Origin of the sequence: Gordonia sp. (in: high G+C Gram-positive bacteria) (assembly GCF_020438995.1) — a bacterium.
Taxonomy (GTDB): Bacteria; Actinomycetota; Actinomycetes; order Mycobacteriales; family Mycobacteriaceae; genus Gordonia.
This window is the reverse complement of sequence record NZ_JAGQTN010000002.1, coordinates 17,983-36,231: the sequence shown is the minus strand read 5'-3', so window position 1 is coordinate 36,231 and position 18,249 is coordinate 17,983. Positions and strand designations below refer to the sequence as shown.

At 66.3% G+C, this 18,249-nt stretch carries 13 protein-coding genes and 1 pseudogene; 5 read left to right on the top strand and 9 right to left on the bottom strand.

Annotated features, from left to right (window positions below; genetic code table 11):
- Positions 1 to 18 precede the first annotated feature (18 nt).
- On the top strand, positions 19 to 648 hold the full coding sequence (locus KDB67_RS00200) for a TetR/AcrR family transcriptional regulator (protein WP_291010876.1): 630 nt from the start codon (positions 19 to 21) through the stop codon (positions 646 to 648).
- Between the two features lie 254 nt (positions 649 to 902).
- Here KDB67_RS00200 and KDB67_RS00195 read toward each other — a convergent pair whose 3' ends face one another.
- On the bottom strand, positions 903 to 2,318 hold the full coding sequence (locus KDB67_RS00195; RefSeq protein ID WP_291010874.1) for a VWA domain-containing protein: 1,416 nt from the start codon (positions 2,316 to 2,318) through the stop codon (positions 903 to 905).
- A 55-nt stretch (positions 2,319 to 2,373) separates the two neighbouring features.
- On the bottom strand, positions 2,374 to 5,613 hold the full coding sequence (locus KDB67_RS00190; protein WP_291010871.1) for an Ig-like domain-containing protein: 3,240 nt from the start codon (positions 5,611 to 5,613) through the stop codon (positions 2,374 to 2,376).
- 251 nt (positions 5,614 to 5,864) lie between these two features.
- On the opposite strand from KDB67_RS00190, the gene pucL reads away from it, so the two are divergent.
- The gene (gene pucL / locus KDB67_RS00185; RefSeq protein ID WP_291010869.1) at positions 5,865 to 6,788 is read left to right on the top strand and encodes a factor-independent urate hydroxylase; all 924 of its coding nucleotides are present in this window, start codon (positions 5,865 to 5,867) and stop codon (positions 6,786 to 6,788) included.
- Between the two features lie 45 nt (positions 6,789 to 6,833).
- Here the strand turns inward: pucL and KDB67_RS00180 are convergent, their stop codons facing one another.
- From KDB67_RS00180 to KDB67_RS00160, 5 genes and pseudogenes are all read right to left on the bottom strand, one after another.
- Positions 6,834 to 7,706, bottom strand: coding sequence for a hypothetical protein (locus KDB67_RS00180; RefSeq protein ID WP_291010867.1), 873 nt, complete (start codon positions 7,704 to 7,706; stop codon positions 6,834 to 6,836).
- A gap of 221 nt (positions 7,707 to 7,927) precedes the next feature.
- Positions 7,928 to 10,693 (bottom strand): LuxR family transcriptional regulator, encoded by a 2,766-nt coding sequence (locus tag KDB67_RS00175; protein ID WP_291010865.1) that lies wholly within the window; start codon positions 10,691 to 10,693, stop codon positions 7,928 to 7,930.
- A 93-nt stretch (positions 10,694 to 10,786) separates the two neighbouring features.
- Positions 10,787 to 12,072, bottom strand: a pseudogene (locus tag KDB67_RS00170) (MFS transporter).
- A gap of 106 nt (positions 12,073 to 12,178) precedes the next feature.
- Complete coding sequence (locus KDB67_RS00165; protein WP_291010863.1) at positions 12,179 to 13,036, bottom strand: SDR family oxidoreductase; 858 nt, start codon at positions 13,034 to 13,036, stop codon at positions 12,179 to 12,181.
- 70 nt (positions 13,037 to 13,106) lie between these two features.
- Positions 13,107 to 13,478 carry a DoxX family protein gene (locus tag KDB67_RS00160; protein WP_291010861.1) on the bottom strand — a complete coding sequence of 124 codons (372 nt, stop codon included), beginning with the start codon at positions 13,476 to 13,478 and terminating at the stop codon, positions 13,107 to 13,109.
- A gap of 79 nt (positions 13,479 to 13,557) precedes the next feature.
- Between KDB67_RS00160 and KDB67_RS00155 the strand changes: the two genes are divergently transcribed.
- Positions 13,558 to 14,037, top strand: a complete 480-nt coding sequence (locus KDB67_RS00155; RefSeq protein WP_291010859.1) for a MarR family transcriptional regulator — start codon at positions 13,558 to 13,560, stop codon at positions 14,035 to 14,037.
- A 136-nt stretch (positions 14,038 to 14,173) separates the two neighbouring features.
- Here the strand turns inward: KDB67_RS00155 and KDB67_RS00150 are convergent, their stop codons facing one another.
- Positions 14,174 to 14,779: a hypothetical protein gene (locus KDB67_RS00150; protein ID WP_291010857.1), complete on the bottom strand. Its 606-nt coding sequence runs from the start codon at positions 14,777 to 14,779 to the stop codon at positions 14,174 to 14,176.
- Positions 14,780 to 14,848: 69 nt separating this feature from the next.
- Between KDB67_RS00150 and KDB67_RS00145 the strand changes: the two genes are divergently transcribed.
- Complete coding sequence (locus tag KDB67_RS00145; protein WP_291010855.1) at positions 14,849 to 15,730, top strand: MBL fold metallo-hydrolase; 882 nt, start codon at positions 14,849 to 14,851, stop codon at positions 15,728 to 15,730.
- A 12-nt stretch (positions 15,731 to 15,742) separates the two neighbouring features.
- Here the strand turns inward: KDB67_RS00145 and KDB67_RS00140 are convergent, their stop codons facing one another.
- Positions 15,743 to 16,936, bottom strand: a complete 1,194-nt coding sequence (locus KDB67_RS00140) for an MFS transporter (protein WP_291010853.1) — start codon at positions 16,934 to 16,936, stop codon at positions 15,743 to 15,745.
- 117 nt (positions 16,937 to 17,053) lie between these two features.
- On the opposite strand from KDB67_RS00140, the gene KDB67_RS00135 reads away from it, so the two are divergent.
- A complete protein-coding gene (locus KDB67_RS00135; RefSeq protein ID WP_291010851.1) occupies positions 17,054 to 17,812 on the top strand; it encodes a MerR family transcriptional regulator in 759 nt (252 codons plus the stop codon).
- The last annotated feature ends 437 nt before the right edge of the window (positions 17,813 to 18,249 follow it).

Sequence of the window (18,249 nt, the reverse complement as noted above, 5' to 3'; positions counted from 1 at the left end):
CCCTACTACGATGACCGGATGCCGCCTCGACAACGCCTGACTCCCGAGGAACGTCGAGCGGAGTTGCTCGACGTCGGGGAGCGGGTGTTCAGCGAACGGCCGTTCGAGGAGACCTCGATGGAAGACATCGCATTGGCGGCGGGGGTGTCGCGGCGCCTGCTGTACCACTACTTTCCCACCAGGGCCGAGTACTTCGGGGCCATCTGGCAGCGGGTGCACGTGCAGCTGCGGCAGGTGGTGGTCACCGCGGAGGCGCCGACGGTGCGTGATCGGGTGGAGGCCGCGCTGGTCGCCTACATCGACTTTTTCCGGACGTGTCTGCCACTGGTGCTGATCTCCAACCGCAGTTCGATCTCGGCCGATCCCGCGGTGCGTGGTCCGGTCAACGAGAACATGGAAGCCCTGTGTGCCGGATTTCTCGACGCCGCCGGTGTGCACGGGCCGGTTCGGGCGCCGGCCGAGGTCGGATTCGCCGGCTGGATCACCTTCGTCCGCGAGGCCGCGCTCGCCGCGCTGGTCGATGAACGGATCTCCCTGGAGACCTGCCACGACATGTGCATGCACGTGCTCGACGCCGCGGTCGGCTCTCAGGTGGACCTGCGGGTGCCGCCGGTCGACAACCCGGTCCCGGCGTCCGTCGGCGAGTAGTCGGCCGACGTCGAGGCCGCGCTTGCGGCATTGCCGTGAGGTGGTCGCGTCAGGCGCGGAAGGTCACCGGACCCTTCGCGACCCTCGCGACTTCGTCGCTTCGGCCTCAGGGATCAAGATGGTGGTCCCTTGCTCTTTTGTCGCTTTGGCCTCAGGGATCAAGATGGTGGTCCCTTGCTCTTTTGCCGCTTTGGCCTCAGGGATCAAGATGGGTGGTCGCGGCTTTGTGACGTCGTGATTCAGCGACGTCCCGATCAGCGCAGGATGCCGGCGGCGCGGGCGGCCTTGATCCAGGACGGGAACTCTTGCAGCACCCGGTCGTACAGTTCCTGATCGCTGATGCGGTCGATATCGTCGACGGCGAAGAATCCGACGTTGTCGACGCGGCGGCCGGCCATTTCGTCGAACCGTTGCAGCACACCGTAGTTGGCGTTGCCGAGTCCGATGAACTGCCAGAAGACGGGTTGTTCGACGGCATCTCGCAACTGTCGTTCGATCTCGTCGTTGCGGTACACACCGCCGTCGGAGAAGAACAGGACGAGGGTGGGATGCGGAATCGGGTTGCACGCCACGTAATCCCGGATCTCGCCGATCACCTTCTGTTCCTCGTTGCCGAAACCCACCTTCGACATGTCGATCTGTCCGGCGGCCATTTCCTTCTGGCGCTTCTTCTTCCGGAAGCCGCCGAACATGGTGCCGAGCCGCACGTGCAGCGGAATCCATTGCGGCAGATCGCCGAGCTGGACGTCGGGTAGCCGGGCGGGATTGGTGGCGAAGGTCCACGCCTGCATGGTGGCGTCGTCGTCGAGGACAGCGGACACCGCGGCGACGCGTTCGACGCAGGTGGCGACGGTGCCACCGGAGTACAGACCGGCCATCGACCCGGACGCGTCCAGGACCAGGATCACCCGGGCCACGATCGGTTCGGTGGCGCCGGCTTTGCGTAGGGAGACCGCGATCTGCTCTTTGCGCAGGCTGAGCCGCTTACGCATGTCGACGGGCAGCCGTTCCTCGCCTTTGGAGAAGTTGATCTGCGACGGTGCCTGGTTCGCGGCGGCCGGTGGGGGTGGAACGGCCACAGCCGGCTGATGCGTAGCCGGAACAGCCTGCCGGGGTGGAATCGGCGCAGCCGCGGGGGCCGGTTCGTCGTCGATGCTGATGCCGAAATCCGTTGCCAGTCCGTCCAGTCCGGAATCGTAGCCCTGCCCGACGGCCCGGAACTTCCACTGCCCCCCACGCCGGTAGAGCTCGCCGCCGACGAATGCGGTTTCGGTGGTGGCGGTCATCGGGAAGCGCGCGACCTCCCGGCCGGTGGCGTCGACGAGCGTCAGGCACAGGTCCGGGACCTGCCCGAAGGTGCCGCCGTCGGCCGATGCGGCGAGCACGATCCGATCGATCGCCGGTTCGATGCGGGCGAGGTCGATGTCGATCACATCGAAGCATCCCGATTGGACCGCCCCGGACTTGCCGACATGCCGCACCGCACCGGAGGCGTGGTGCGGTTGGTTGTAGAACACGAAGTCGGCATCGTCACGGACCGAGCCTGCCGCAGTGAGCAGGAGTGCCGACGCGTCGACGTCGGGACAGCCCGGTCCGGGCCGCCAGCCCAGCGCCGCGCGGACCTGCAGGACGTCGAGGCTGATGTTGGCGCCTTTGCTGAGGGTCGTCACCGCTCACATCTTGCCAGGTACGGGCCACGCCGGGTACGTACGAATGACGGACTTGTCACAGCCGGACGCCGCTGAAGACGACCTCGCGAGTGATGCCGCCGGTCTCGACGGTCTGCGTGACGGTGCCGTCGGGAGCGATGTGGACGCCGGTGGTGGGCCGGCCGTCGAAGGTGAAGTGGTAGATGAAGAGATTCCCGTTGTAGGCGATGACCGTGGTCCGGTAGATGCCGGCATCGGTGTCGTATCGCACCACGGTCTGGTACTTGGTGCCGTCCGCGCCGATGACCGGCGTGCCCACCGGGATTCCGTCGACGGTGTAGGAACCCTGGGGACCGAGCGCGATGTTGATCCGGCGGATATAGGTCTTCCCCGTGGACTCGTCGCCCTCGGTTGTCGTCACCCACAGGTATGTGTCGTCACCGACGACCTGGCTGGTGGCGGTTCCGCCGACCTGATAGACATCGGAACCGTTGAGCCGGCGGACAATGGTGTTCGTCCCGGTGATCACCTGATACAGATTGCCGTCGGCCGCCAGGACGGGGCCGCCGATAGGTTCGCCCGGGATGACGACGGTGCTGCTGGGCGGAAACGCGTCGAAATTGACCGAGTGGATGTGGGTCACGTAGGTGCCGGGGGTGGCGCCGTCGGTCCTGGTGACGAAGTACCCCTGGTTGGTTCCGGGAAGAAAGACCACATCGCCTGACGGCGTGCCTTCGACGTCGAAGTAGCCGACATAGCCCCAGTCGTAATTGAATCTGTTGATCTGCGTGTTGCCGTTGTCCAGCCTGGTGAGGATATAGACGGTGCCATCATCATCGAAATAGGCTCCACCGTAAGGGCTTCCGTCGGCATCGAGGTCATCCGGCGAGGTCAGCGTGGCCGAGTAGCGGTACAGCGTCGTCTCGTCGGTGTTCGCTATGTAGCCGACCTGGTACACCGACCCGTCGGGGCCGACATACACCGTCCCTACCGGAACCCCCGCTGCGTTGACGGCCTTGACCACACCGGCGGCCGGGTCGAGGATCGACACTCGGGTCTTCATGTTGCCGGCCACCACCCGTTCGGTGGTGAGGTAGATCTTTCCGTTCGGTCCGATCACGACGGGACCGACCGGCTTTTCGTTGGTGATGGAGTGGAGCCTGCCGATGCCGTCGGCGCCGATCACGTAGACGGCGGTGTCGTTGGCGGCGGACATTACTTGGTAGGCATTGCCGGTCGAGTCGAACCGCAGGTTCCCCACCGGGGTGTGGCCGGCGCGATAGTAGTAGTACGGCATGACCTCGGTGAGTGGCCCGCCGAAGCTGGTGATGTAGGTCCGGCCCGCGTTGTCGGTGCTGGTCTGGTAGGCGACTCCGTTGGGGCCCAACTGAATCCCGCCGAGCGGGCTGCCGGCGACGACGTTCGTGGTGGTGGCCCGGGTCACCGGATCGATGTAGGTGACATATGTTGTGCCCGTTGCCAAATCACGGGTGGTGAAGTAAGTGCGGCCGTTGGTGGAGGTGGCCGCCTGTCCGACGGGTTCGCCGGGGACGGCGATCGGGGCGATACCGATGGTGACGGTCTGGGTGTCGGTGCCGCCGTTGCCATCGTCGACGGTGATGCTGAGCGTTTCGGCATGTGTGGCCGGGTCCTCGCCGGCGAACGACGCGTTCCACCGGGCCGCCGCAGTGGGGGTGAAGGTGTACGTGCCGTCGCCGTTGAGGGTGAAGGTGCCCCTGTCGGTGGTGAAAGTGTTTGCAGTGCTGGTATTTCCGTTGACGGTGTAGGTGAGCGGATCGTTGTCGGGGTCGGTGGCGGAGATGGTGCCGGTGGCGATTCCGGTGATCGGGTTGACCGTGGTGGGCGGATTGACCGTGAGCGTCGGGGCGTCGTTGGTGTGGACGGCATCGACGACCACCGAGACGGTGGTGGTCGTGGTGTGCCCGGTCTGCCCGAGCCAGAACGGAATGGCGAAATGATGGTGATGTGGCCCGGTCGCATCGGAGACGGTGACGGTGAATGTGTCCGTCCCACCGTTGTCGAGGAGTCCCTGGCCGGGGGTGTAGACGAAGGTGCCGTCGGCGTTGACGACGACGCCGCCCGCGGTCGGGCCTGTGGTGACCTGGTAGCTGATCGGATCGCCCTCGTGGTCGGTGGCGTTGAGATTGCCTGTGACCACGCCTGTTTCGGGATCGGAGGTGGTGACGACGGGTGCGGCGACCGGCGCCTGGTTGTGCCAGTGCTCCTGATGCCGCCGGATGATCCACAGCAGCGTCCAGGCGATCGGATTGCTGGGTGCCGGGGAGTTGCCGCCACTGAGCAGCGGAAGGCCGAACAATGTCAGGAGACCGAGTGCGGAACTGAGCGGGGCGCTACTCAGTGATGGTGAGACCGGTGCCATCGGCATGCTTGATGGCGACGAAAATGATTGCGGTGCAACGGGTAAAGATGACACCGTTGCCAACGGTGGGGTGATCGCAGTGATCTTCCCGTTGTCGGCGCCCTCTGCACCGGGGCCACCGGGGCCTGGGTTGTCGGATAGCAGTGCGTCATCGGTCAACTGGGCATCATCGGTCAACTGGGCACCATCGGGCGAAGACTTTGCATCCCGTGATGTGGTGGATCCGGAATCGACCGGTTCATCGGCGGCGCCGCCGGTCACCGGTGGCTGCCACAGCGGTGTCGAAGGTCCGTCAACGGCGCCGACGGACGGCGCAGCCGGATTCTGCGGTGCTTCCGGCTTTGTGGCGGGCGTCAGCGGGGTGTCGGTGCCTCCGGTGTTGGTGCCTCTGGTGTCCGCGTCGCCGGAATCGCCTGCGTCAGAACCTTGTTCTTGTTCACTCTCGCCGGAAATGGCACCGTCGACGGTCTGCCCGGTGGCGTCGGTGGAGCCGGGGTTCGTGGAGCCGGGGTCGGTGTCATCTGATTCGCCGCCCGCAGTCCCCGAATCCCCGGATTCCGAGCCCCCGGAGGCGGGCTCGCTGCCACCCGAGCCGGTGCCTCCCGAATCGCCTGTACCGGAACCGTCACTGCCGGAACCGGATTCAGCGGATGCGGATTCGCCGGACGATGGTGCGCCGGACGTGGCGGATTCGCCGGACGATGGTGCGCCGGACGTGGCGGATTCGCCGGACGACGGTGCGCCGGACGAGGCGGATTCGCCGGAATCCGTCACCGACGTGCTGGTGGACGTGGCGCCCGTCGACTCGCCGGAGCCGTCGGAGTCGGCCCGGGCGGTGCCGTTGCCGCCGAGCAGGACGATGCTCACGCCCGCCGCTGCTGCGATCAGTCGGGTTCGGTGGCTGTAGGTTCTCATGGCTGGGGACCTTCTGATCGGGGCCTTCGTATCTGGGGACCTGGCGCGTTCGGAGATCTGGCGCATTGGGTAAGGCTGCACGTTCACTGTCCGCCTCCGCGCCGTCGCGGTCGTCTGTGTCATGACGGAGATCGCAGCGCCAAACAGGTTCGGTGTTGTTCCATCCCGCTAACGACCAGGACACATCCGTTTAACGGGTGCGGTCTGATATGGATACCGAACTTGGGGACACCACAGAGAGGTCGTGACCGATGTCCGAAAGCCTGTCCGGAAAGATCGTCCTGTCCGGAAACCAGTACGGCAAGGCCGAGAATCGGGTGGTCCGGATCGTCCGCGACACCGCTCGCCACGAGATCCGGGATCTGAACGTATCATCTTGTCTGCGTGGTGATTTCACCGACGCCTATCTGACCGGTGATCAGAGCAAGGTGCTGCCGACCGACACGCAGAAACAGACCGCGTACGCCTACGCCAAGAAGGTCGGCATCAGTTCGCCCGAGGAGTACGCGCTGGCGCTGGCCACGCACTACGTCGACGACATCGAACCGGTCGACGAGGCGCTGATCGAGGTGGAGGAGTTCGCGTGGGAGCGGGCGATCGTCGACGGCGAGGAACATCCGCATACGTTCGTGAAGGCGTCGGCAGAGGTGCGCACCGTGGCCGTCACCCACAACAAGGAGCACACCTGGGTCGTCTCGGGTGTGAAGGACTTCGTGCTCCTCAAATCCACGGGCAGCGAGTTCAAGGGCTTCTTCGTCGATCCGTACACGATCCTGGAGGAGACCGACGACCGCGTGATGGCGACGTCGCTGGTGATGCAGTGGCGGCTGGTGGGTACCGATCCAGGTGAACTCGGCTTCGACGGTCTGTTCGCCCGGATCCGCGACATCGCGATCGCCAAGTTCGCGACCGTCCACTCACTCGCCCTGCAGCAGACGCTGCACCGCATCGGCGAGGCGATCCTGGAGGAGTTTCCGCTGGTCGCGGAGGTGCGGATGTCGGCACCCAACAAACACCACTTCGTCTACGACTTCTCCGCGTTCGACGACGTCGAGAACAACAAGGAGGTGTTCCACGCCGACGACCGCCCGTACGGCCTCATCCAGGCCGCGGTCTCCCGCGAGGACGCTCCCGACGCCGGCCCGGCCTGGGTCACTTACCGCAACTGGCTATAGATTCGTGGAAGTTCGTCGGCCGGGCACCGGAGTTCTGGATCGAGGTCAGATCCGGTTTCCGTCGAGGATTACGTAACGGGTGATTCCGTCGGCGTGGACGACCTGGATGATCGTGCCGTCGGATAGCCGTTGCGGCGGGCCGGTGTGTTTGCCGGGAATGGAACGGACGTCGAGCAGATGATCGCCGTAGCGCACGACGTTGGTGGTGTACCGGTCGGTGCCGGGGTCATAGCGCAGCAGGGTGAGGTAGTACGTGCCGTCGGCACGGGTCACCAATGTGGGAGTACCACTGCCGGAGGATATCTGGGGTACGCCGAACTGAAGGTCGGTGAAACTCATGGTGCCCCCGGCCACGAAGGAATGCGGGTTGAACCACACCAGGCTGGTGCCGTCGGTCGCGGGATCGCCGCCCGAACTAAGCAGGTAGACGTTGCCGTCGCGGAAGATCGCGGGCCCGGCGGGTGCGTTGGTGGAGATCGTTCTGCCCACCGCGTGGGTTGCCCGGTCGATGATCACCAGTGTGCGGCCGCCGCTACCGGTTGCGACGTTCTGATACAGATAGCCGTCCTCGCCCTGTCCTTCCAGTACGGCCAGTTGTATTGCGCCCAAGGCAGTTCCGTCGATGGTGACGGTCTTGTTCCGGCCCGAGGGGTCGACCGCGTTGACGATGGTGCTGCCGTCGTACTCGGTGGTGACGTATATGCGGGGACCGGCTGCCGGGTCGGCGACGGCGTCGCCGATCGGCCTGCCGAGCAGGTCTGTCGTCACGGCCGCGGATACCCCGAGCGGATGTTTGTGCTGATGGAGTGCGCTGTTGCCGTCCGGAGTGGTGGTGACCAGATAGAGGACCTTCCCGACGCTGCTGAACCGCGGCTTTCCGTGCGGCCGTCCGGCGAATGCGCCGATAGGGTCCGTCATCGAGACTCTCATGCGGTGTCCTCAGGGCTCAGAAGCGTGGGGGCTCAGAAGAGTTGGCGGGCTCAGGACGGTTGGGTCACTGGAACGTCAGGTGGTCGTCGCGCCGCGGGACACCCGGGGTAGCCTCCCGCGGTGCGACGACTCACACAACTGTGCCAGCCAACGGACGCACAGAAATCCGTCACATGACGGATATTCGAGCGCCAAAGGCGCGCGGATCGCTATCGTCCTGCGACGAAAGCGGCCAGTTCGACGCGCGTGCGCAGACCGAGCTTGGTGAGTGCGTGCGACACGTGCGTTTGCACGGTGCGTGTCGAAATATGCAGGCGTTCGGCTATTTCCGGTCCATTACACCCGTCGCCGACCAATTCGGCAATGGCCCGTTCGGTCCGCGTCAGGGCATCCCAGCCTGTCTGTGGCCGCTCCCGGGTGGCGCTGGGGGTCAATCGCAGGCCGTGTGGGCGCAGCCGCGAACACAGGCGTTCGGAGATTGTTACCGCACCCATCCCCTGGGTCAGAACCAGTGTCTCGTGGGCGATGCCGCGGGCGAGGGCCTTGTCGCCGGCCGCCGCCGCGGCGCAGGCGGCCTCCTCGAGCGCCCGGACCCGGCCGACCTGAAAGCCCACCGCGTCATGGGCTTCGGCGGTGCTGCGCGCGGCAGCGACAACCGTCATCGGGTCGGCGCCCGAGAGCGCCGTGGCCGCGATGGCGTTTATGAGATCGACATCGCTTGCAGCCCAATCTGATTGCGGGTAAGGCTGCGAATCAAGGTCGTCGACCAGGCGGTGCAGCAGTGCCTCGTCGCCGGCGCGCAGCCCGATGCGGGCGCATTCGAGGCCGAATTCGGGCATCCACATGTAGGCGCCATGCGTGTGCGCGCGGTCCCACACCTTCATCGCCGCGGTGGCCGCCGGCCGCAGTTTGCGGGTCGCTTCGAGCAACTGGACGGCGGTGGCGTCGATCATCGGGATGCCGAGCTGGTCGGGGAGTCCGCGGGCGTTCCACTCCTCGATCCGGGTGGCGGCATCGGCGAACTCGCCGGTGAGGATCGCGGCGTGGATGCGTCCGCCGACGGCCAGCGATGTCCAGCCCATGTCGGCGGTGGCCACCCGTTCGAGTCCGGCGTCGAACGAGGCGGCGGCGTCGGTCACCCGCCCCAGGTCCAATTCGATTCCGCCCTGGATGAATTCGTGGTAGGCGATCATCCAGTCGGTGCCCCGGTTGACGCGCAGCCCGGCCACCGATCGCAGCAGGTCGGCGGCCGGTCCCGCGCCGTGGGCATACTGCTCGATCAGCGGCACCCAGATGTCGGCGTCGGAGGCACTGTGCTCGCCGCGGGCGCCCTCGTCGGCATCCCGGCGGGATGCGATCAGGATCAAGCGCAGCGACTCGTGCAGGTCGCCGAGCATCATGCGACGCAGCGACTCGGCCACCACCCCGGACAACGGCCGGGAGTGCGCGTGGGCCACGTCGAAAAACGGTTGGCGCGGAACAGGTTCGGCACCTTCCATGATGCCGACGTACCGGCGCAGGTCGGTGAGTTCGGTGATGGTCTCCTCGTCGAGGGGTAGCGCCAGGGTCTGGTCGATCAGCTCGCGGGCGCGCACCGTGTCACCTTTGGTGATGACGGCGAACAGCAGCACCTGGTGCAGGTCGGTGATCTCCTCGACGGTGGTGGCGTGGGCCAGGCCCTCTTCGGCGACCTGTGCCGCGCGGGTGAATTGTCCGGTGCGGGTGAGGGCCGTGGCGAGGTTCAGATGCATCGCCCGCAGGTTCTTCGAGGCCGTCACGTCGGCGGGCAGGGTGTCGAGCAACTCGACGGTCATCGCCGGGACATGGCCGAGTTCGCGCTGGGCGGCCGCGACTGCCGCCGCACTGCGGTCGGCGTCGGTGCCGGCGGCGACCGTGTGATGCGCCACGACCTGCGTTCTGCGCCCGGCGCCCGGGTGATCGGCAACGGCCTGATGCAGGACGGTGCGCAGTGCCGGCGCGAGCCGTTCGTACGTGACGTCGGCGTACAGATCGTGGGTGAAGTGCAGCGTGTCGCCGGGACCGGTGCCCACCACACCGGCGTCGATGCTGGTCTGGGCGGCACCGACGAGGCCGACCGGGGACGAACCGTCGAGGGCGGCGATCTCGGCGAGCGTGGCCGGACCGCCCCATACGGCGAGCTTCTGGGTCAGTTCGCGGGCCGCGGGATCCAGTAGCGCCAGATGAGATCCGATCGCTTCCTTGATACCGGCGTGGACGCCCGCGACGCCGTCCGGATCGACCGTGGCGACACCGTCGATCACATGTAGGCCGCCGGTTTGGCGCAATGACCGCAGCAGCGAGAGTGCGTGCATGGGATTGCCGCCCGAACGCTCGAGGACCGCCCCGACACCGGCACCGGGAGTGGCATGCAGGGTCCCGGCAGCCAGGCTGATCAGTTCCGCCTTCGACATCGGCGGCACGTACCATTCGCGGACATCCGGCAGGGACAACAGGCGGGTCAGCTGTTCGCGGGCAGGTAGCTGCCGACGGGTCAGGATCAGCACGAGCGGCAGATCGCGGGCGGCGCCGGTGAGCCTGGTGAAGAGTTCGAGGCTGGCGGCATCGGCGTGGTGGGCGTCGTCGACGGCCAGCACGACGGGCCCCAGGGCACACATGTCGTCGACGCACGTGTAAAGGTCGTCAGCGAGATCGTCGGGGACGGGGGCGTACATGTCACGGCCGAGCAGGGCCGCGGCGACGGCGTAGGGCCTGCGCCAGGACAGGTCGTCGGCCTCCGCGCGGCGCACCGTGCAGACTGCCCCGCCGAGTCGTAGCGCGGATTGAGTGGGCAGGGCGTCGAGCAGCTCGCGCAGGATATGGGATTTTCCGGTGCCGGGCCCTGCGGTGATCACCAGCGTCCGGTGCGCGCGGGGGACGCCGTTGAGGGCTGCGGTGAGCGCGTCGGTGAGTTCCGCGATCGTCGCCGACCGGCGGGAACTCTGCGGCGCGGGCACGCGAACAGTGTAGTCACCGTTCACATTCGGCCGGTGCATACCTGCAAGTTTGTGATAGCGAATCGAAAGTGGGGACGATCACAGTGGCGCAGGTCACAAGGTCCCGTCGCTGTTCCGGGGGATCAGCAGTGCGATTCCGAATCCCAGGAACGAGGCGCCGGCACCGATCACGAAGCACCAGCGGAACGCCGACTGGTCGGGGTAGTGGTGGCCGGCGACGGTGACCGTGGAACCGGTCAGCACCATGGCCATCACCGCCGACGCCGATGTCGTTCCGATCGACCGCATCAGGCCGTTGAGGCCGACGGCCGCACCGGATTCGGCGGCGGGCACGTTGTCCATGATGAGTGTGGGCATCGCCGAGTAGGCGACGCCGACGCCCGCCGCGCAGACGACGGTGGCGGCCATGATCTGCAGCGGTGTGTCCATCAGGAACAGGGCCAGAACATATCCGGCGCCGAGCAGCGCGGCGCCGATCAGGAAGGCGGACCGGCCGCCGATCCGCCGGATCAGCGTCCCCGACACCGGCGACATCAACAGCATCATGCCGCCGAACGGCGCCATCCACAGACCGGCCTGCAGTACGGTCTGGCCCAGCCCCGCGCCGGTAGCGGTCGGTGATTCCAGCAGCAGCGGGATGGCGACGGACTGCGCCATCATCCCGAATCCGACGGCGATCGAGGAGATGTTGGTGCACAGAACCGCCGGACGGGCGGTGGTGCGCAGGTCGACGAGCGGGTCGTCGTGGCGCAGTTCGTACCAGCACCACACCAGTAGGACGACCAGCCCGCCGGCGAGCAATGCCAAGGTGATCGGTGCCGACCAGCCCCAGTGGTTGCCTTTGGTGATCGCGGTCAGCACAGCGATGAGACCTGCCGACAATCCGAGCGCGCCGATCAGATCGAGCCGTCCGCCGACGGCGTCGTCGATGTGCGGGACCACCACCAGCGTGAGCGCCAGGACGATCACACCGAGTCCCCCCGACATCCAGAACAACACATGCCAATCGGCGGACTCGCTGATCCATGCGGCCAGCGGCAGGCCGATGCCGGCACCGACACCCATCGTCGCCACCGCCATCGACGTCAGATGCTCGGGGCGGCACCACCGAGCAGCGTGGCGGTGATGACCCACGACGCGTTCTCGATGGTCGTGCCGAGGGTGGTGGGCAGTTCCGGCTGGATCGGGATGATCAGTGTCTGCATCACCGCCGCGACCAGGCCACCGAAACACAGCACCGCGACAATCGCGAGGGCCCGCCCGGCACTGACATCTGCGCGCGGGACAGCCACGTCGTCGGGGTGGTCTCCGGTCGGATTCTTGTCGGCGAGATTGCTTGGTGCCGACGCTATTTCGGGGTCCCGTGCTGGTAACGACATGGCACCTCCTGGCAAGCACACTACACAGGGGTCGTCATCGCGCCCGGCGCAGTGTTCGGCCGTCGTGCCCGCGCCGGGTGACGGGCTGGGCTACACCCGGGTACGCCTATGCCCAGGACCGCATGGTGTCGACGATCGGGGTGGTGGGCCGGCCGAGAATCCGGGACAGGTCGCCGGTGGTCAGGGAGAGCTGATCGTCTCGGGTGCCCTCGTTCAGGCCCACGACGAGATCGACCACCGGTGCGGGCAACCCGGCGGCAGCCAGCGCGACCCGCTCCTCGTCGACGGTGATCGCCTTGTATTCGATCGGCTTGCCCAGCACCTGCGATGCGGCCTCGGCGAACTCCGGCCACGTCCAGGCTGTGTCTCCGCTGACCTCGTACACCTTGCCGTCGTGGCCGTCGGTGGTGAGGACGATGGCGGCGGCCTCGGCGAAGTCGGTGCGCGGGGCGCTCGCGATACGGGCGGTGGCGCCGACGCTGTTGGCGATGACGCCGGTGGCCTGCGCGACACCGAAGTCGGGCTGGTAGTTCTCGGTGTACCAGCCGTCACGCAGGATGGTGGTGGTCAGGCCCGATGCGGCGAGGTATTCCTCGGTCGCCTTGTGTTCGGGCGCCAGGACCAGGGTGCTGACGTCCGCCCGCGGGGCCGACGTGTAGGTGATGCGGCGAACCCCGGCGGCGACGGCGGCATCGATGGCGGCCCGGTGTTGCGGAAGCCGTTTGCCCACTTCGCTGCCCGAGATGAGGAACACCTCGTCGGCGCCCTGCAGTGGCGCGGCCAGCGTCGATGCGTCGTCGAGGTCGATGGTGAAGGTGGCCACGCCCGCGTCGGCGAGTTCGGCGAGGCGTTCGGGGTTGCGTCCGAGGGCGCGGATCCGGTCGGCGGCCACACCGCGGGCCAGCAGTGCGTCGATGGTGAGACGGCCGAGTTGTCCGGTGGCTCCGAAAACGGCGATGGTCATGATTGCTCCTTACTGTGCCGCTCGGGCGGCGCGGATGGATGGGGTGTGGCGGGCCCAGAATGTGTTGGGCTCAGAATGCGTTGGGGCCGAACCGCATGACGGCGACGAACAGCGCGAGCGCCAGCAGTACGACGTTCACGACGATCGCCTGCGTTTCGCCACGACGGCCGTGGACCACCGCGGCAAGCACCATGGTTACGGCTAGGCAGACGGCGGCGATCGGGGTGAGGACCGCGGCGATGCCGGTGGCGCCGGGCAGGATCAGGCCGATGGCGCCGAGGATCTCGGCGATCCCGATGAAGCGGATGGTGCCGAGCGAAAAGTCGTTCACCCATGGCAGACTCGCGGCGAGCTTCTCCTTCGGCTGGGTCGCCTTCATCAGGCCGGACGCGACGAAGACCGCGGCGAGCACGCCGGCGATGATCCACAGAAGAATGTTCATATCGAGCTCCCTACTTGAATGTTCAAGATGAAACTCTAGCAGATCTTGTTGAAGCGTCAAGTAGCGTTAGGATGTCGGTATGACCGCAGAAGACGACACCCCGTGGCTCACCCCCGAGGAGCGCGGCGCGTGGCTCGCCGTCGCTGCGTTGATGGTCCAGTTGCCCACCGCCCTCGACGCGCAACTCGAACGAGATTCCGGGCTGAGTATGTTCGAATACATGGTGCTCTCGGTGCTGTCCGAACAACCGGACCGGACGATGCAGATGACCGAGATCGCGCGGTTCGCGTCGTCGTCGCTGTCACGTCTCTCGCACACCGCCAAAAGGCTGGAAAACGCCGGCTACCTGACCCGGCGCCAGGTCCCCGGCGGCGGACGACGCACCAACGCCACCCTGACCGACGCCGGCTACGCGAAGGTCCAGCTGACCGCCCCCGCCCACGTCCGCGAGGTGCGGCGCCTGCTCATCGACACCCTCGACGCCGACGAGATCCGCGTGCTCGCCGGAATCGGCCGCAAGGTCGTCCACGCCATCGACCCCGACAGGAAATGCGGATAAGTCACTCTGAGGCGACATGTGCTGACTCAATCGTGACGGCTCTGACATCGATGAAGGCTTGCTTCCGGTTCCGGAATCCAGAGTTGTCGGCAATGTGTGTGCGTTGCGCGGTCACTGCGCAGGGGTGGTCGGCAGATCAGCGAGCCGTCGAGCCGGGTACGGCCTCAGGTACTTTGTCGTTGGCTCGTGACAACACCAGAAAGCGGGCGCGGAGAGTCTCGACGGATCGGTCGTACGCGTCTTCCAACTCGACCACCCTGGTTCCGTGCGCCGGACATTCCCGAGATTCTTCGGTGCACTCGGGACCTGAACATTCACGCCATGCGCGGACTTTCGAGTCACCGGCACGCCGAACGGCGAGAAGTTCGTCATCGAGCAGGAAGTCGACGGGGGGTGCGGCGGGGTGGCTTTCGAGCCAGGCCAGCGCGCCCCGTTTGGTCTGGGCGGTCGACCCCCAGGCACGGGCCTCGATCAGATGCACCTCGACCTCGTCCGGGTCGCCGCCGACGTTGCGTACGTGGAGCGCCGATTCGCTCCACACCGACGACTGGTCGTCGTCGTGCGCGATCAGCGCGTCGATGTAGTCGGGATCGTTGCCGAGGGCGAACGCGATCTGCGCGGGTGTGAGGCACCCCGGTGGTTGTTCGAGATGCATGAGAGTGAGCGCCTCTCGACCGACGTTCAAGTCGATGTCGTCGGGGTCCGCGGCGGGACCGGCCTTATAGACGTTGTTGTCCTTCACAGTCGCAATGTAGCTGCGGCCTCGGACATTCTCCTCAATGATGCTCTCGGGTCTGATAGACCCGAAGGCATGGTTTCGGATCGGGTGTTCGGTGCGGTGACGGTTCTCGAAGGGCAGGAGCGTGGGGCGTTCCCGTATGGCAATTCGGTGCTGGTGGCCGGGTCGGCGCAGCAACTGTTGATCGATCCGGCACTAGGTGTCGACGGGTCGGTGCGGGCCGATGCGGTGGTGATCAGTCATGCGCACGAGGACCACATCGCCGGGCTGCGGTACTTTTCCGCGCCGGTCTACACGCATCACCGGGATGTCGAAGCTGTTGCGTCGCTGGAGGTTCTGCTCGATTCGTACGGCCTCGACCCGGCCGACCGTCCGGAGGTGGCACGGATCATCGATGAGCAGTTCGGGCTGCCGAGCCGTCATCACGGGGTGCAGGGCGTCGACGACGGCGAGGTACTCGACCTGGGGGATCGCACCGCAACGCTCGTCCACCTACCCGGGCACACGCCGGGACACAGCGGTGTGCTCATCGAACCCGACGGCTTCTTCTATGTCGCCGACATCGATCTGACGTCGTTCGGGCCGCTGTACGGCGACCTGCATTCCAGCGTCGATGACTTTCTCGCCTCGATCGACCGGGCCGGGGCGATCGATGCGCGCTGGTACGGCACCTTCCACCAGAAGGGCGTCGTGGAAGGCGCTGATGAGTTCCGCAAGCGGCTGCGCGCCTACCGCGAGATCATCTTCCGGCGCGAGGAACGGCTGCTGGAGTTCCTGACCGAGCCACACACCATCGGCGAGATTGCCGACTACCGGCTGGTGTACCGCCCCCACGTCGACGCCCCGTACGTGAGTGCCGTCGAGCTACGTACCGCACAACTTCATGTGGAACGTCTGGTCGGTGTGCAGCAGGTGGAACTCGCCGAGCCGGGGCGGTACGTCCGGGTTCGCTGAGGTGCGCGGTGCTCACTCGGCCGTCATATGGACGTTTCGTCCGGCCACCCATCCGCCCCAGGTCTGGGTGCACAGGGCCACCGCGATCACCGAGAATGCCGCCGCCCACGACCCGGTGACATCGTGGACGACGCCGAGCCCGAACGGTCCGGCCGCCGCGAGTACATAGCCGAGACATTGCGCCATCCCCGACACCTGGTTGGTCTGTTCCGCAGACCTGCTGCGGCGCACCATGAACAGCAGGGCCAGGCCGAGCGCCGAGCCGGGGCCGAACAGCACGAGCATGCACCAGAACGCCGCCCATACGTCGGTGCAGAGCAGTCCGAGCAGTCCGGCCGCGCTGCTGCAGACGGTGACGATCCCGGCCCAGCGCTGATCGGCGAATCGGCCGGCGACGATCGGTATCACCAGCGAACCGACGATCGCGGCGAACTGACCGGCGGCGAGGACGGTGCCGGCCTCGGTCCGGTCGTAGCCACGATCGGTGAGGTATGTCGGGATCCATGCCACGAAGGTGTAGAAGACGAACGACTGCGATCCCATGAAAATGGTGATGGCCCAGGCGATCTTGTTTCCCCACAGCGGGGCGGGGCGGATGTATGAACCCGAATGCGTTTGCCGCAGCTGAGGTATCCATACGACGACGGCGACCATCGCCAGAATCACCCACGACGCCAACGCCTTTCGCCAGTCGCCGCCGAACCGGTCGTCGATGGGGACGGTGAACGCCGCCGCCACCGCGGCTCCGCCGGTCATCGTCATCGAATACAGCCCGGTCATCATGCCGGCGCTGTGGGAGAAGTCGCGTTTGATGAGACCGGGCAGAATCACATTGCATACACCGATGGCCGCACCGACTACCGCGGAACCGGCGAACAGCCAGGGCGTTCCGGGGATCGCGCGCAGCATGATGCCGGCGATCAGCACGACCATCGATCCGAAGACGGCGCGTTCGAACCCGAATCGGGCCGCGAGCCACGGCGCGAACGGGGCGACGAGTCCGAAGAACAGGATCGGCAGCGTCGTCAGCAGGCCGGCGGTTCCGCTGCTGAATCCGGTCGAATGCCGGATGTCGGAGACCAGCGGTGCCACGGACACGACCGCGGGCCGTAGATTCGCCGCGACCAGCATGACGCCGACGGCCGTGACGACGATCCACACCGTCGACGGTCTCGACGGTGACTCGTGAACACGCTCCGGCGGCATACCTGCGAGCCTCTCATACCCACGGGTGGTCAGATGGTCAAGCTTGCGCTTGACGCGGCGTCAACCGGCAGGGTGAGTGAGGTACCGAAGAGATGACACTTGATGAAGGGCGGCGACATGACCGGCGAGCAGTGGACGATCCAGGAGGTCGTGCGGTCGTCGGGCGTGACGAGCCGGACGCTGCGTCACTACGAGCAGGTCGGGATACTGCTTCCGACGGGAACCGGCGCCGGTGGGGTGCGGCTCTACGACGAGGATGCACTGGTGCGCCTGCAACGCATTCTTGTGTTGCGGGAGTTGGGAGTTGGGCTCCGCGAGATCGGGGACGTACTCGACGCGGGTGTCGACGCCGTCGAGGCGTTGCGTGCTCATGTCGAGAAGCTCGAATCCGAGCGTGCCCGGCTCGCGGCTGTCGTTGAATCGGTGCGGTCAACCATCAAAGCACTGGAGAAAGGGGAACAGCTCGTGGCTGACACGATGTTCAACGGATTCGACCACACGCAGTACAAGGACGAGGTTGTGGATCGGTGGGGCGAGGAGGCCTATACCGCTTCCGACACCTGGTGGCGGTCGCTCGACGGCGCCGGCCGGAAGGCTTTCGAGGACGAATCATCCTCGCTGATCAAGGGTTTCGCCGATGCTTCGGCGCGCGGGCTCGATGTCCACGGTAGTGAGGTGCAGGCGCTGGCCCGGCGGCAGTACGAATGGATTCGGGCGAGTTGGGGCGGCACGGCCCCGTCGGCCGAGGCGTTCACGGGTCTGGGCCAGATGTACGTCGACGACCCGCGGTTCGGCAAGACCTACTCGGTCGACGGCCGGGAGTTCGCGGCGTTCGTCCGCGACGCGATGGTGGCGTTCGCGGAGAAGGAGTTGTAGTAGGTTTGCAGGTCCTGGGGCAGTGGGGCTCGGGACCTGCGCACTGAATGTAGCCCGGCAGTCCGTCCGAAATCTATTGCTAGACAGTCTAACCCAGGTGGCATGGCCCTGTCTGGCAGTGCGGTACTTCCATTGACGGCGTAGCGGTACAGTTCGCCGTCGAAGAACGCGGTCTCGGTGGCCACCGACGTCGGGAAACGCATCATTCTCCATCCGGTCGCATCGATCAGGGGCAGGCACAGGTCGGGGACCTGACCGAAGGTTCCACCGTCGGCGTAGAACACGAAATCGGCTTCGTCCCGGAGGGTTCCGGCCGTGATGAGTAGCGGTGCCGATGAGTCGATCGCCGGACACCCAGGACGGGACGTCAGCTCAGGGCAACCCGCATTTGCAGGCCGTCGGGATCTTTGGCGACTGTCGTCACCCGTCAATGATGC